Origin of the sequence: Pseudoalteromonas sp. MMG012 (assembly GCF_018100875.1) — a bacterium.
Taxonomy (GTDB): Bacteria; Pseudomonadota; Gammaproteobacteria; order Enterobacterales; family Alteromonadaceae; genus Pseudoalteromonas; species Pseudoalteromonas aurantia.
In genome coordinates this window covers 1-14,749 of the sequence record NZ_JAGJEF010000095.1, presented here as the reverse complement: position 1 = coordinate 14,749, position 14,749 = coordinate 1, and the positions used below count along the sequence as shown (strand labels likewise).

Below are 14,749 nucleotides of genomic sequence, written 5' to 3'. Positions count from 1 at the left end.
TACTTGAAGAAAGGGCGCCTGTTAAAATACTCTGCGTTAATAGCATATGATGCTGATATATTTGAGCTAAATAGTACTGTGAAGCAAGCGGTTGACCCGCATTATTTAGCGAATTATACACTTTCTAGTATTCAGCCACTAACCGTCACATCTATTTTAGAAACGTGGAAATAAAAGGTTGAACCAAGTCAAGGCTAGCACTTTAACTCGGTTCAATCTTGTATTAGTTCAAATCACTTAATTACAGTTTCTCACCCATTTCCAAACTGCCCATGTAGACGAGTTATCTGCCGGAGACTGAGCTTGTGTCCACCATTTCGCTTCATAAACGCTGCCATTTTGAGATGCTTGGTCGCCTTTGAGGTAAACACTTGAACTATCCCATACGGCAACATTACAGTTGCTATCCGAAATGACGACTGAACTTGATTTAGTCGATTGTTCACCTTGTGCATCGGTCACTGTGAGTGTGACAGGGTAAGTACCTGCAGCAACGTAGGCATGAGATGGGTTTTGCATTTGGCTGCTATTGCCATCACCAAACGCCCATAAATACTCTATAACGCCTGAGTCATCTGTTGAAGCATCGGTAAAGTTCACCGACAGACCATTAGCTGAATATGTGAAGTCAGCAACAGGCGCTTGGTTACCTGTTGCCGTGACTGTCACCTCAACTACGGCACTGTCTTGCGCGTTGCCGTTGTCTGTCACAACCAGTGAGACGTTATATGTTCCGGCTTGTTGATAGGTATGTGTGACTAAACCAGTAGTCGTACTTGTTGTACCATCACCAAAATCCCACGCAGTCGCGACAATATTACCGTCAGAGTCAGATGAGTCACTTGAATCAAAGCTGCATGTTAATTGCGAACACTGTGTCGTAATCTGAGCAACTGGCGGGTTATTGCCTGAGTTACCATTATCTCCTACTGGTAACACACCACCAAAATGGGTGGCTACTTTTGGCCAAATTAACTCAATACGTGCGCCGCGGTTTAATTTAGTTGTACACTGCGTGCTATTACCATAATGGTGTAGGGCAATAACATCGTTGTTTTTTGCCGACAGTACAGGTGAGCCTGAAGAGCCTCCGATGGTGTCACATTTATAACCCATGTCTGTATCGCTACCACGACCCGCTGTGACGGTTTGGTCAATCTGACACAGCCCATTTGCATTTAAGTCACTTTCAATTGCCAACTCTTTCGGGTTACCCGCACCATGCTGCGGGATATAGATACGCTCGCCTTGATTTTGTGCATTTGCATCTAGCCCAAAGTGGCCAAACTGTTTAATTTTTTCAAACTCTTGCACAGTAAATAAGGTGTAATCTAGCGCATAATCGGTGGCCAAAAGCTGGTCGCCGTTCACTTTCACTGTGCTATTGGTTGTGCCTGTACCACAGCCTGTACGTTGGTAGTTAAACCATACTTCAACATTTTTGGTATCTGCTGCACTACTAAAGCAGTGATTGTTGGTAAACATATGATTATCGGCACCAACACGCCACGCAGTACACAGGCTACGACCTCCGATAAGCAAGCGCGCAACTGGGCGGCTACGTTCATATTCAACCGGGTGAGACTCTTCCCAACATGCAACGTCTTGACGCTCATTAACACCGCAAGTTGAGTTAGGCTGAATATCACCACTTTCAAAAATCGCGGCTCTTTCAGCTAATTCAAAATCAGAGAAGCCGGCGTAGAAATCTTGTATTTCAACACGATGACTTTCGCCCCATTGTACTGAACTAGGTGAAACTAGCGTTACTTTAACGGTGTCTGATGACACCGACATAGATGCTTTGACATCGCTGTCATTGTGGTCATAACGATAGCTTTCTGTACCTTCTAAATTACTGACTTCAATGTATGCGCCTTCAGGTAACGACAACTGCGCAAAGTTTATTTTAATAAACTGTGCATCAGGGTGATTAATAATATGCTCTTTAACATCTTGGGTGGTGATCCCTGAGTGCCCCGCATTAAGCGATAGCTGATGAGAGACAATTTTAGCGATGTCTGTTTTTTGCGCTGAGGCGTCTAATACACCAGCAAAAGTAGCTGATGACAAAAGCAATGCACATACTGGAAGCACGGCCTTGCGAACTTTACACGGTATCATAGGTATTATCCTTTAATTTTAGTTGTTGTGTTTTTGAACAAAACACAGAGAATGTATGTTAATTAAAGGTTTCATTAAGGTATTTTAAATGTAATTAAAGAAGATCGAAGTACGATTTTCCTTCCTCAGAGATGAGTTGTTTGTCCCTGTTTTTATTGAGCTCGGAATGTGAATATTTTTAGCTTTCAACCTAAACACATTGTGAGAATAATTATCGATAAATGGTGAGTGGCGGGTAAAAATAGGCTGTTAACTCAATGGAGGATGCAGCGTTATTCTTAATTAGAGTGGCTATGACACGAAGAGGCGCATTGATTACTCCGTCAGCAGAAAATGTTTTATAAGGGGAGCGCTACTGGCAGGTGACTCCTTTCAAGCAAATAATGAAAGCTGTTGTGTGGAATTTAAACAAGTAAAATGGTTGGTTTTACTGGCCCACTTTCTGAAGTGACTGGCTAAGCGAAATCTTTTAACGGATTTATGAATTAACGAGGCAGACGCTTTTCTTATGGCCTATGGTGGTATATAAAAGTAAGTGCGCTGATTAGTCATTTAATGCTTCGTCCATCAGTTCAATCGCAACAATTTCAGAACGGTTCATGGTGAGTTTGTAGCGTTCTAGTTGTGTACTGTGATCGGTTGAAAAACGTAGTACAAGGTTAATTTGGTAGCGCCGTTCTACCGACTTTTTAGATACCTTTTGGCCTTCTAAGGTATATAGCTTTCCAGCACCTTTCTTCAGGTAGCGAACAAATGAAGCCATGTTGAAGGTAATACGTTGCTGCACTTCATCGTAACCGGGCAAGAATTCACTGACATGAACTTGATCTTTAGCACAGAAATGCATTAAATGTGCAGCCTGCTTATTTTGCTGTCGGCGTTGTTTGAATAATTTATTAACCTCAGATGGTAGGTCTTTTTTGCGAATGTGCTCGAGCCAAATGGTTTGTGTGCAGACGATATCGTCACTCACGGAGTTTTTAAATCTATTACGCCATTTGGGGCGGCCTCGCTGTATTAAGCGCCATGCCCATTGGGTTAAATCTTCTTTGAATGTTTCCCTGAGTCCATAAATTACACCTAGTAGCGCGATGAGGGCAACGGTAACCTCTTGAAAATTAGAGCGCGCGTTAAGCACAATAAACATCACAAATGCCATGATCACACCGGTTACGAGTCCTTTTACTAATCGCTTTAAGTTTAACGTTAAGTCAGTGGTTTGTTTATTAAACACCACCCCATATTCAATCAGTCGTTCGAGTAGCTTCATTTTATTGGTGATGCGGTTCGGGTCGTCCAATGTCACTTGTGAGTTGTAGGTTTGTTCAGTTCTGTATTGGCTTTCTTGCTGACAAAAATCAATTAACGTGGCACGTTCTTCGCTAAACTCACTTGATTTAGGGCCTCTGGAGAGTAACTTTAAAAATGTTTGTTCGGTATGCCAGCTGAGGTAGTTGTCAGCATTTTGAAAATATGATTTGAGCTTGTTGTCGGGCGGGGTATAGCGCCTTAAACTTTTCAGTAAGCGGTCTGTTTGTTCAACTAACATAGCCACGGCAGGGAAAAATTCATCAGGCTCTTTAAGTTGTAGTGTGGCTTTCACATCGGCGTCTAGTGCGATTCTGAGCTGGTAGCAAAATAAATTTAAGTTGAGCCGATAACCGGTTTTTTCTCGCTTGGTTTGGCTGATAAAGCGACTATGAACCAATGGTAAATGTAATTGCTCAGAGTAGTAGGCACTATGAGATTTAATGTTGGCATTGAAAAAGTCGACTTCATTGAGTGTATTTGTATTGATCCCCATATCGGTTGGGATTGAAAAATACAGGTCGAGTTGATTGGTTTCTTTGGGAAGAAGTTGATAGTTGATCTTGAAGGATAAGTTCTCATCTTGACTTAGCTTTGCTCTACTCACTCTTAGTTACAGCCTCCTGAGTTAATGTCTTTTATAGTTTAGCACAAATGCTTGAGTTACATTGGTTTATGTTGAGTAATAATGTGCTGCTGTGATTTAAAGATGCGTAAATAGAGGTCGACTTACTCGGTACTAAAGCTGTATCTAAAGCTGTATCTAGAGTTCATACAGAGGTAACATGACTCATAAAGGGAATTAAAGAAGGACATAAAAATATGTTGAAACTTGATGATGGTTTTAATCGCGGTAGAGCCCAGTTTAGAGATGAAGTTCGACATTTGCAGCGTGTTTTAAGACTAATAGGTATTCGCTTGGAAGCAGATGGGTACTTTGGTGTTAGCACACAAGATGCGGTTAAGAGATTGCAAAAAGAAAACGGATTAGTCGCATCAGGTGAAGTTGATAATAATACCTGGCTGGTCATTGAAAAGAAACTCGCTGGTGTTGTTAAATCAGATGTAACCGAGCTAGAAGCACCTTCAGAAACCGTCATTAACTTATTGCAGTCATTTCGAGGTGATTTGGCTTGGATACATACTCGTGAAGGGCATGCAGGGAAAGCTTACTGGCCAGGCGGCCACTCAGGAGTTACATTAGATCCTGGGTTTGATTTAGGGCAACAAAGTAAAGATGAACTTCTTAAACACTACACTCATATTTTGAACCAAACACAATTAAACGCATGTATAGATTGTATAGGCTTAACAGGTAGAGAAGCGAAAAGTCATTTAAACAAGGCTAAAAATCTGATTGATATTCGTATTAGTAAAGGCCAAGCATTGCAAATACTGCCAGTAATTATTGACCCTTATTGGGTTGCTGTTGGCAAGAGGTTTCCGCATTTGTTACACGCAACAACTCCGGATAGTGTGCAAACAGCATTATTGTCTTTAGCCTTTAACCGGGGGGCTCATAATCGAGGACTAGATGTTTTAAATACACCAATAGCGCAAGGAAACTGGAATGAGTGCGCTAATTTTATTGGGAGTATGCAGCAAAACCACCAATTGGAAGGGATCCGTAGGCGTCGCCGTATGGAAGCTGCATTAGTTCAACCGTCGAGGTAAACAATATTATTTGTTACATCATACCAATTTTAAAAGGTTAGGGGTGACCTAAGCCTTTTAAAACCGTATTTATTGCAAATGTAAACTGATATGCCAGTACTTAGCCTTCACTGTTACTTTAAAGTATGCCGGTTATGCTAAATTCTTGTTATTTAGTGTGAACGCTGTTTTTCAAACTTTAGGGTAATGAAGGTTTTTTAACTATTTGAAAGTCAAGGAACTTTGTGTTAGATGATTGATCAACTGTCATAAAAAATGCATAGCTGCCTTTCACGACTCTTGAAATAGACTTAGCTACCCAAGGACCGTCAGGCCAAGTTTGTCCATAGTCTATCTTTACGTGGAATTTACTGATCTTCACTAAAGACTCAGGTTTAAACGCTTGTTTCGAATATGTTTTCAATGACACAAAGCGCAGTGATTGTTTAGAAACTGTTAGTTCAGACGTTAACGCTGACATCAACCGTGCGTTGACTTTTTTATTGTCGACTTGCTCCACCGTGTCGTCAATATCTGCGCTGACCATAGTTGGAATATGGAATATCCACGTCGTTTCGGTTTCATTAATAAGTGCGGGGTTATCTGGAAATCTAGCGGAGTTAATTAATAAACTGCTTTCCCAGTTTAGCCCAGTTTGTGCTTCATGCTGTGTAGAGTTATCCAATAGTGTGATATGTTCTTCTCCACTTGAGGTTAAACTCAGTAACTTTGCAGTGGATTTTGATTCCCCTGTTGGCTCCTCGTGAACTTCTACAAATGAAATAGACTTGCTTGCCAGCAGCAATGCCCGATCAGACTCAACTTTAAGTAATGCCTGTTGGTAAGCCAATTGCGCGGCGGTCGTCGCTATACTTTCGTTTTTATTCTCAGCAGCCATAATGGGCATAACGGCCAATGATAAAATTAATAATATTTTATATAGTGTCATATTTAACCTCTGCGTCTATTTTCTCAGTAGCCGTTTTGTTCTGTTACATGCAGCTGACTGGCTTTAATATAAAGCAAACCGGGTAATGTTGAGAGTAGTAAAAAAATCACAATGATCACAATATACCCAGTAAAACCAGGGCTTTGTAATTCATTCGTGTGCGGTACTAGATAGTCGTTAATGGTGCCAGCGCAATTGATTATGGTATGCACGATAATGGCAGGCCATAGTGACTGTGTGAAGTACACGAGCCCAGCAAAACCGATGCCGATCAAAGTCGCAAATATGACTTGTGCGCCAACGTCTATCATAGGCATATGGTATAGGTTACCAAGGTGCGCTAAACCAAACACGATAGCTTGGAACACAGCGGCAAGGAGTACGCCTTTCTTGGTCGCTCCCCAAGCTTTAAGTAATATGTAAAAACACATACCACGCATGAGAACTTCTTCGAAAAACCCAGTTGCAAAATTTGAAAAGAGCCAGGCAATTAGCACCTGCGTTGAAAGTTGTACTTCAGCCCAATTTGCACTTGTCATACTTAAAAGTGCAATGAGTAGTAGTGGGGTGGTACAAAGAAGCCACTTAGGGTGCCAAGATGAGTATGGTGAAGTGACCCCGACGCTTTTAGTCCAACCAAATTGTTTTAGCATACTAAGTATGGCAGCAGAACTGACCGTAATGAGCATTAATCTTGGCCAATTAAATAATGGAACTGGGGTTGGCTCGAATACTTTGACAACAAATAATGCGCCGACAAACAAGCACGTCATGATGATGGTGACCATTGCAGGGTATATATGCATATATTTTTTAAGTTTGTTCAATTGTAAATTCACTGGTTGCGTTAATTTGGCGCTACAATATCGTAAATAGCGTAGTATCGCGTATTATAAAACTCTATAAGTTTCTATAATTCTATATTTAACAGTTGCTTACTGTTTTTTGTGAAAGGGGGAACCTATGATGTTTTATATGACCTAAACAATAATAATTGGATTGAGAACAAGCATGTTAAGCTATTTTCAGGTTGGTGAGTGGTTATTTTACCCCCATAAAAATGAAATTCATTGTAAAGAAGAAGTGTTTAAAATCAGGCCTAAAACAGCCGAAGTATTTAAGGTATTACTGCAAGCCAATGGTGAAATAGTCAGTAAACATGATTTACTGCAACAAGTCTGGAACGACGTAATCGTTGAAGAACATGTTGTTTTTCAGTCTATGACTGAATTGCGTAAAATTTTTAAGGGCACATCAACGATAAAAACACACCCACGCAAAGGGTACTCCATATCGGAAACTATCACTGAAATTGATATGCACAGTGGACGTGAAGAGCCAGCTTCTAGCATAAGGTCGCGTTTTAAATTAGACGACCATAAAAAATATTATTACTTAGCTCCCCTAATTGTTTGTTTATGTTTGTTGCTTTTATTAGCTGTAAAGTACAGCACGGGAAATCACGTTGCGAAACAGGGTTCTGTCATGGTATTACCGGTCACGAACAGAATCGAAGACTCTGAACATATGTGGGTCAAATATGGCGGTATGGATCTGTTGATTAAATACTTACAACCTCAGTTAGATGCACCAGTATTACCTACTGAAGAGGTACTTGATACATTAAAACGTGCTGATGTTAACCAAGAAGAATTTGATGAAGTAACGGTTTCAAGGTTGTTTGAAGTATCAGGTGCAGAGGTTATTGTTGTGCAAGCTATGTCTGGGTACAGCGGAGATTATCAGCTTGTGTATAGTATTTATAAGAAAGGGAGTATCACGCGGGGTGCGTTATTTGCTGATAATACCAACCAGTTATACTCCGATTTATATTCACTGATACTGCATTCTATGGGGGTGACTGAGATTAGCGAAATTCAAACGTATCAGCACAACTTTGCAAATGAGATGCTTGCGACCGCGATAGATGAGATGCAATCCGATAGTTTTACAACCGCAGTGACTATGCTTCAAGCTGTGCTTGTCACTGAACCTGAGAATCTCTTAGCAAGTAGAATGCTAGTAAAGTCATTGGTTTATTTAAATAAATATGAAGAAGCCAAGCAAGCAGCCAAGCGAGGGATTGAGTATGCGATTAAAAATGGTGATACGAAAAATTTAGGCAGACTCCTGTTTTGGCAAGCGTTAAGCACGACTCAGCAAAGGCAGTTCGATGAGGCTTTGGCGATTTTGCATCAAGTTAAAATTAAAAGTGAACAAACCAATGATTTATTGTATTTAGCGAATACATACAGAGTGATTGGTAAAATACATCTTCATAAGAAAAAATTCAGCCAAGCAAGAGAGGCTATCTTTGAGGCGTTAAGGTTTTATCAAACCATTCAAGAGCCGTATGGGCAATCGAGTATGCATATTGATTTGGGGGAACTGGCATTAGCTGAACAAGATTGGCAAGCAGCCATATCATCGTTTAATACCGCACTGGCCCTTGCAACTAAAAGTAACATAAGTCAGCTTGTTACTATGTCAAATGAATGGATAGCGAAAACTAATGAGGCAAGAAATGGCACAATAAACTAAATTGAGAGTGATTTAGGTTGTTACCTATTCTGGGACTTAGCTGGGAGTTTGTTCCTTTTTCATTTTTTGTATCTGAAAATAGCCAGCGCTTTTTTGATGCGTTTGAAATGAATAAAGAAGGTCATCATTACGTAAAGTGTTTATGAATGGGTCTCAAATTGCCACTGTGACATAGCGAGATTAGCACGCTTTAAACCATTCACGTCAAAGCTATTTAGGAAGAAGTTGATTTAAGGGCGTGCATTTAAGGATATGCATTTAAGTCATGTGTATTTCAGGTAAGTTGGCTGTCCCACATTAGACAATGGCTCAAAGGCAAGTATTGTTTAATGTGGTACTTCCTAACCTAATTCATAGCGTTACGATCCCTTTTTGAAGTATTCATAGCAAAATCAAATACTAATCAAGCAAGTGCCAAGCGAGTTGTTTAATAACTCGTGGTTCAGTACAAGTTCACCAGCTAGCCTAAAAGCTTTATAAAATTTAATATCTTAAGGATAGAAATAGTTTACGATATAAACTAATCTAAGATTACTTGCATTTCATTTTTCATGTGATGAATTACGGCGGCTTCAAAAACTTCTTATGAATAAACAGTTCACTTTAATCCGCATCATCGTATTGCTTACAACAATAGCTTCAACGTATTGTTTTGGCCAAATCCCCATGCTTGCGAATGAATATTCTGTGAAAAAGCTCACCGCAGAAGATGGCTTTGTGTCCTCAGAAATTTATTCGATTATTCAAGATCAACAGGGGTTACTGTGGTTTGGAACCGCAGAAAATGGGGTGATGCGATATGATGGACGTAAAGTCACCCTGTTTGAGTTTGATAGTACCAGTACTAATGGATTGTCACACAATGATGCTGGCAACTTAATGCAAGATAGGCATGGTAATGTATGGGTTGGTACCTGGGGCGGCGGTGCAAATCGATATGATCCACAAACGGGGCAGTTTGAGAATTTTTTGCATGATCCGAAACGCCCAGAGTCATTATCTGCAAACCGGATCCAGTCACTGTATCATGCCTTAGATGATTCAATTTGGTTAGGTTCTTATGATAAAGGGTTAAATCGATACCTGGGTAACAACCAGTTTGAGCACATCGTCAAAGCCCAGCAAGGAAATTTAGGCTTGTCACATAATCGAGTCTGGGATATTGAAAATAATGACGTACATAGCTTATGGGTTGCCACAAGTTATGGTTTAAACTTGTATAATAAGACAACGCAAACCTTTCACTACTTCTTCCCGAATCCAGATAACAATACGCCCACAGGCGCTAATGAAATAAGACATATATTAAAAGCATCAAATGGGAAACTTTATGTGGGTACACAAAAAGGCCCTTTTATTTTTGAACCGACGGTAGGCCAGTTTACACAACTTGGTGTTGTGGGTGAAAGCCATTTAGGTCAAGTAAATTCAATGATTGAAGATCATGAAGGACACATTTGGTTTGTGACAAGTAAAGGCGTGTTTAGGTTGTCACATTTGAGCCAGAAAATAGAACAGCTTGATCTTGAGCACAATAGTGGCCTACGCGTGATTTTTGAAGATAATTCGAAAACAATTTGGATCACAAATGAAGTGCATGGGATATATAAACTGGTACCACACCGAAAGTTTAAATCTATTAATAGCCCAGAGCTTGTTGCGCCTAACGGCATTATAACGGATGACAATGGTGATTTGTTGATAGTAACGTCATCGTCTGAACTATTTAAATGGCATATTTCAACACAAAGATTAGAACCACTTGCCTCTTCAATTTTTCATGCGCTCAATGGCTTTGACGAAAATAGATTATTAGAGCGACCAGTCTTATACCTCAGTGATGCCCACACATTATGGGTAGCGCAAGATGAAGGGTTGGCTAAATTTGATTTAGCAACGAAACACATCGAGTTATTAACGTACCCTGATACTGAGCCGCATCATGAAGAGTTTCGAGAAATACGGGCATTGAATGTTGATAAACACGGCAAACTTTGGATCGGTACCTATAAGAATGGTGTTTACACTTATGATATTAAGAATAAGAAATTTAGTCACTTAGATGAAAAGCTTGGCCTGTCACACCCAGAAGTTTTGGAGATATACAAAGATAACGCACACAATATGTGGGTTGGTACCGGTGAAGGTGTTAATTTGTGGCTCGAAGAGCGTCATCGTTTTCAGTCTTTCATAACTAACAAGTACAAATCAGATAGTTTATTGGGCAGCATTGTCCAAGATATACATCAATCACGAGATGGTAATATATGGATTGCCACACAAAAAGGGCTGAATTTATATCAACCACAATCGCAGAGTTTTACCCATATAAGCACGGAACATGGGCTACCAACCACATTAATACGGGCCATTGCTGATGATAAAGAAGGTAATTTGTGGTTAACCACGAACAAAGGTGTTTCTAAGTACGCGCCGTTGACCGGTGATGTGGATAATTTCGACAGCCAAAATGGTTTGCTCGGGTTAAACTATTACCCTAGTAGTTTAATTAAGGGTAAAGATAATACGCTATTTACGAGTAGTCAGAGGGGAATAGAATACTTTAGTACCTTGCCCCTTGAGTCGAGTCAAAGTGAGCCTAACTTGATTTTAACTGGTTTTAGTAAAATGGGGCAGTCAGCAAAGCTTGGCATGCCATACTCTTATGTAACTGACATTGAAATATCTTATCTAGATTATATTTTCTCTTTTGAGTTCTCTGTGCTCGACTTTATTTCTCCTAGTAAAAATCAATACGCTTATAAATTGGTTGGGTATGATGATAATTGGATTGAAATAGGCAATAGAAATACGGCGTCATTCACAAACTTAGATGGTGGCTCGTATCAATTTCAGGTCAAAGCAACAAACAGTAATGGTAAGTGGGGAGAAAATATTCTCTCTATTAACTTGTATGTGTCACCGCTGCCATGGCTAACGTGGTGGGCATACTGTTTATATGCACTGATACTTGCGTCAATTATTTTTGTAGTTATTTACATGCGGACCCGCTTGCAAAAAGCGGAAATTATTCGACAGAAACAGTTTGTTGTGCAACTCGAAGAGCAAGTATCAGAAAAGACGGCATCACTCGAAACACAAGCGCGCGACTTGGCCGATGCACTACAAGAAGCGGAAGCTGCGACACAGCTAAAATCAGAGTTTTTAGCCAATATGAGCCATGAGATCAGAACACCCATGAATGGTGTTTTGGGTATGCTAGACATTTTAAAAAACACTGAATTGACCTCAGAGCAAGCCCATTCGGTCAATATAGCCAGTGCAAGTGCACACTCCTTATTGACTTTAATAAATGATATTTTGGACTTTTCAAAAATCGAAGCAGATAAACTTGAATTAGAATACATCGATTTCGATTTAAGAAAGCTCATTGAACAGCTATCGGAATCAATTGCTTTGCCCGCTCAAAAAAAAGGGGTGGAGATCATCCTAGATTTAGCCGATATCCATACGCAACACGTTAATTCTGATCCCGGTCGTATTAGGCAAATTCTCACTAACATATTAAGCAATGCGATTAAGTTTACCGAGCAAGGAGACGTTACCATTAGTGCGCAGCTTGAAGCCACGAATGATGCGGATCAATATGTATTTAAATGCCTTATTCGAGATACTGGAATAGGGATCCCCAAAGCGAAAATTTCCGCGTTATTTGATTCTTTTAGTCAGGTTGATACATCTACAACAAGAAAATATGGTGGCACGGGGCTCGGACTTAGTATCACAAAAAGGTTGTGTCAATTGCTCAATGGAGATGTGACGGCATCAAGTGAAGAGGGGCTAGGGAGCTGCTTTACCATAACATGCTTGGTGAACAAAAGTACTGTTGAAGGGAAAGAAACCCCGTCGTATGAGCACTTAAACCTAAACTTACTTATTGTTGATGGAAATGCCTCTAGCATTGATGCGCTTCGCAAACAGTATGAGCAGTGGGGAGTGAAAGTGTTTCAAGCAATGAATGCAACCGATGCCATATACATGTGTAATAAACATTCTATATCTAATGATTTGGCTAAATTCGATACTGTGCTTTTCAATAACAACTTGCCTGACATGACAGGTGAACTGTTGGTGAAAGCGCTTAAAAAAGAAGAAAAGTACGCGAATTTAAAGCTGGTAATGATGACTCAGTTAGGTGAACAGTATGATACCAACGAGATAAAGAAAAGTGGGGTGAATAGTGTCTTTTCAAAACCGGCTACAGCTTTTGATTTACTTAATACCTTAGCGATTACCAATGAAGAGATCAAAGCTACTTTATCTGATGGGCACCAGAGCACACAACAAGCAACTCATGATGAATTGATTGTCAGTGATAATGAATGGGTTAAGCGGACTCATGTACTGTTAGTCGAAGATAATAAGGTCAATCAGCTTGTTGCATTAAGAGTGTTAAGTAATATGGGATTAATAGCCGATGTGGCTGAGAATGGGGTGGAGGCATTAAGTAAACTCAAGGAGTCAAATGATACTCGCCCTTATACCGTCATTTTGATGGATTGCCAAATGCCTGAAATGGATGGCTATGAAGCGACAAAGCATATCAGAGAGGGGCAAACGGGTCGTTATTATATGTCTATTCCAATCATTGCTATGACCGCAAACGCCATGCAAGGAGATAAACAAAAGTGCTTAGACGCCGGTATGGACGACTATATAACGAAACCAATAGATGCGAACAATGTTTTGCAAGTCGTACAACATTGGGCTCATCAGATTCATGGCTGAAGCGGTGACAGATTACTGAGATTAATTAAAAGTACCGTTTAAGCCATACTATCTTGTATGGCTTAAACGCACTTTTAGGAGTCTCGTTATTTACTGATTAGAGAAGAAATTAGCCCCTGCTCGATAGTCGTGCTTGCCTGTGGTACTGCGCTTTAGGCCGCCAGTGACAGTGGATAGTTCACCGTTTGCTTCGGTATATCGGCCACCAAGTACTACTGCGGCACGGGCTGTGGCTTTGTTCTGTGAGCCACCAACAACCACAGCAAGTTCACCGGAGGTTTCATTAAATTGGCCATCGCTAATAGCCGAAGCGCGCGCTTTTGCGGTATTGTGACGACCTCCAACAATACTGGCTAAATGCGCTTCGACATTATGAGATTCTCCGGCAGAAATACTGCCCCAGCTCACGCCAGCGGCAATGGTATTACCTGCGCCACCAAAAATGGTGCTGTAGTCACCATGGGCTTCATGGTATGAACCTGACAGCACTGTTGAAGCAATCCCATTGACTTGATTGAAGACACCTGCGACCACGGCAGAGCGGCTTGTTACTCGGTTATTCGCGCCTGCGATAATGGCACCCGTTGACTGGTAACTATGGCCATCTCCAATAACTAAGTTATGAGAGCCTGTATGAGAGTATGCAGGGGTGCCAGTGGAGGTATTAATAACGTTATAGCCAAGAATAAGGTTACCCAGTCCATTGGCTGAACTTGTGCCATCAAAGCTTTGGTGTGTTTTATTACTGCCATTGGCTAAATGCAAGTTACACCCATTGATCACAAGCGTGTTATCTACTTTAGTCATACATTGTAAAATTGCACGTAACGCGTGCTCGCTTTGTATAGGGTCATGGCCATGGTCATGTGAGTTAGCCATTACACTGCCAGTTGTGATGCCAAGGCTAATAAGTACTGCGATTTTATGTAGGTTGAACATAGTATTTTCCTTAAATTTTATTTATTTCGTTGCATTACTTTTCAGAAAAGAAATAACCGGCTTGATAGTTATCTCGGCCACGAACTGCGCGCTTTAGACCGCCACCAATGGTCGATGTGAAGCCATTAGCTTGGTTTGCTTCTCCACCTAAGATAGCACTGAGTTCGCCTGTTGCTTTATTGTTTATCCCACCAGTAATGCTAGAGCTTGGCCCAGTTGTGCTGTTTAATGTACCGCCTAAAATGACCGAGCTTTGTCCGGTTGCGATGTTTTGCTCACCTCCGAGTACCATTGAGAAGAAATTACTCGTTGTATTTCGTTTACCGCCAGCTATGACGGCAAAGTTATGCAGGTCTGGCGTGTGGTTTTCTTGGCCACCTAAAATGACAGAGAAGAGGCCTTCTGCGGTATTTGATTCTCCTCCCCAAACGGCGCTGTGAAAGCCTTTAGCTGAGTTGAACTGGTAATCCTCCCATTTTTAATAGT

Annotated in this window: 9 protein-coding genes; 3 read left to right on the top strand and 6 right to left on the bottom strand. The window is 40.7% G+C overall.

The window, feature by feature from the left end; genetic code table 11:
• Positions 1–237: 237 nt before the first annotated feature.
• Together J8L97_RS20640 and J8L97_RS20635 are read right to left on the bottom strand one after the other, a co-directional pair.
• Positions 238–2,124 (bottom strand): PKD domain-containing protein, encoded by a 1,887-nt coding sequence (locus J8L97_RS20640; RefSeq protein ID WP_211052505.1) that lies wholly within the window; start codon positions 2,122–2,124, stop codon positions 238–240.
• Positions 2,125–2,668: 544 nt separating this feature from the next.
• Positions 2,669–4,039, bottom strand: coding sequence for a hypothetical protein (locus J8L97_RS20635; protein ID WP_211052504.1), 1,371 nt, complete (start codon positions 4,037–4,039; stop codon positions 2,669–2,671).
• A gap of 215 nt (positions 4,040–4,254) precedes the next feature.
• On the opposite strand from J8L97_RS20635, the gene J8L97_RS20630 reads away from it, so the two are divergent.
• Positions 4,255–5,106 carry a pesticin C-terminus-like muramidase gene (locus tag J8L97_RS20630; protein ID WP_211052503.1) on the top strand — a complete coding sequence of 284 codons (852 nt, stop codon included), beginning with the start codon at positions 4,255–4,257 and terminating at the stop codon, positions 5,104–5,106.
• 178 nt (positions 5,107–5,284) lie between these two features.
• Here the strand turns inward: J8L97_RS20630 and J8L97_RS20625 are convergent, their stop codons facing one another.
• Both J8L97_RS20625 and J8L97_RS20620 read right to left on the bottom strand, forming a co-directional pair.
• Entirely contained in the window at positions 5,285–6,034 is a 750-nt protein-coding gene (locus J8L97_RS20625) for a hypothetical protein (RefSeq protein ID WP_211052502.1), read from the bottom strand.
• Between the two features lie 23 nt (positions 6,035–6,057).
• On the bottom strand, positions 6,058–6,861 hold the full coding sequence (locus J8L97_RS20620; protein ID WP_211052501.1) for a CPBP family intramembrane glutamic endopeptidase: 804 nt from the start codon (positions 6,859–6,861) through the stop codon (positions 6,058–6,060).
• A 184-nt stretch (positions 6,862–7,045) separates the two neighbouring features.
• Between J8L97_RS20620 and J8L97_RS20615 the strand changes: the two genes are divergently transcribed.
• Positions 7,046–8,575 carry a winged helix-turn-helix domain-containing protein gene (locus J8L97_RS20615; RefSeq protein ID WP_211052500.1) on the top strand — a complete coding sequence of 510 codons (1,530 nt, stop codon included), beginning with the start codon at positions 7,046–7,048 and terminating at the stop codon, positions 8,573–8,575.
• 585 nt (positions 8,576–9,160) lie between these two features.
• Positions 9,161–13,324, top strand: a complete 4,164-nt coding sequence (locus tag J8L97_RS20610; protein WP_211052499.1) for a hybrid sensor histidine kinase/response regulator — start codon at positions 9,161–9,163, stop codon at positions 13,322–13,324.
• Positions 13,325–13,414: 90 nt separating this feature from the next.
• Here J8L97_RS20610 and J8L97_RS20605 read toward each other — a convergent pair whose 3' ends face one another.
• Both J8L97_RS20605 and J8L97_RS20600 read right to left on the bottom strand, forming a co-directional pair.
• Positions 13,415–14,263, bottom strand: coding sequence for a hypothetical protein (locus J8L97_RS20605; protein WP_211052498.1), 849 nt, complete (start codon positions 14,261–14,263; stop codon positions 13,415–13,417).
• 34 nt (positions 14,264–14,297) lie between these two features.
• Positions 14,298–14,555 carry a hypothetical protein gene (locus tag J8L97_RS20600; RefSeq protein WP_211052497.1) on the bottom strand — a complete coding sequence of 86 codons (258 nt, stop codon included), beginning with the start codon at positions 14,553–14,555 and terminating at the stop codon, positions 14,298–14,300.
• Positions 14,556–14,749 lie beyond the last annotated feature (194 nt).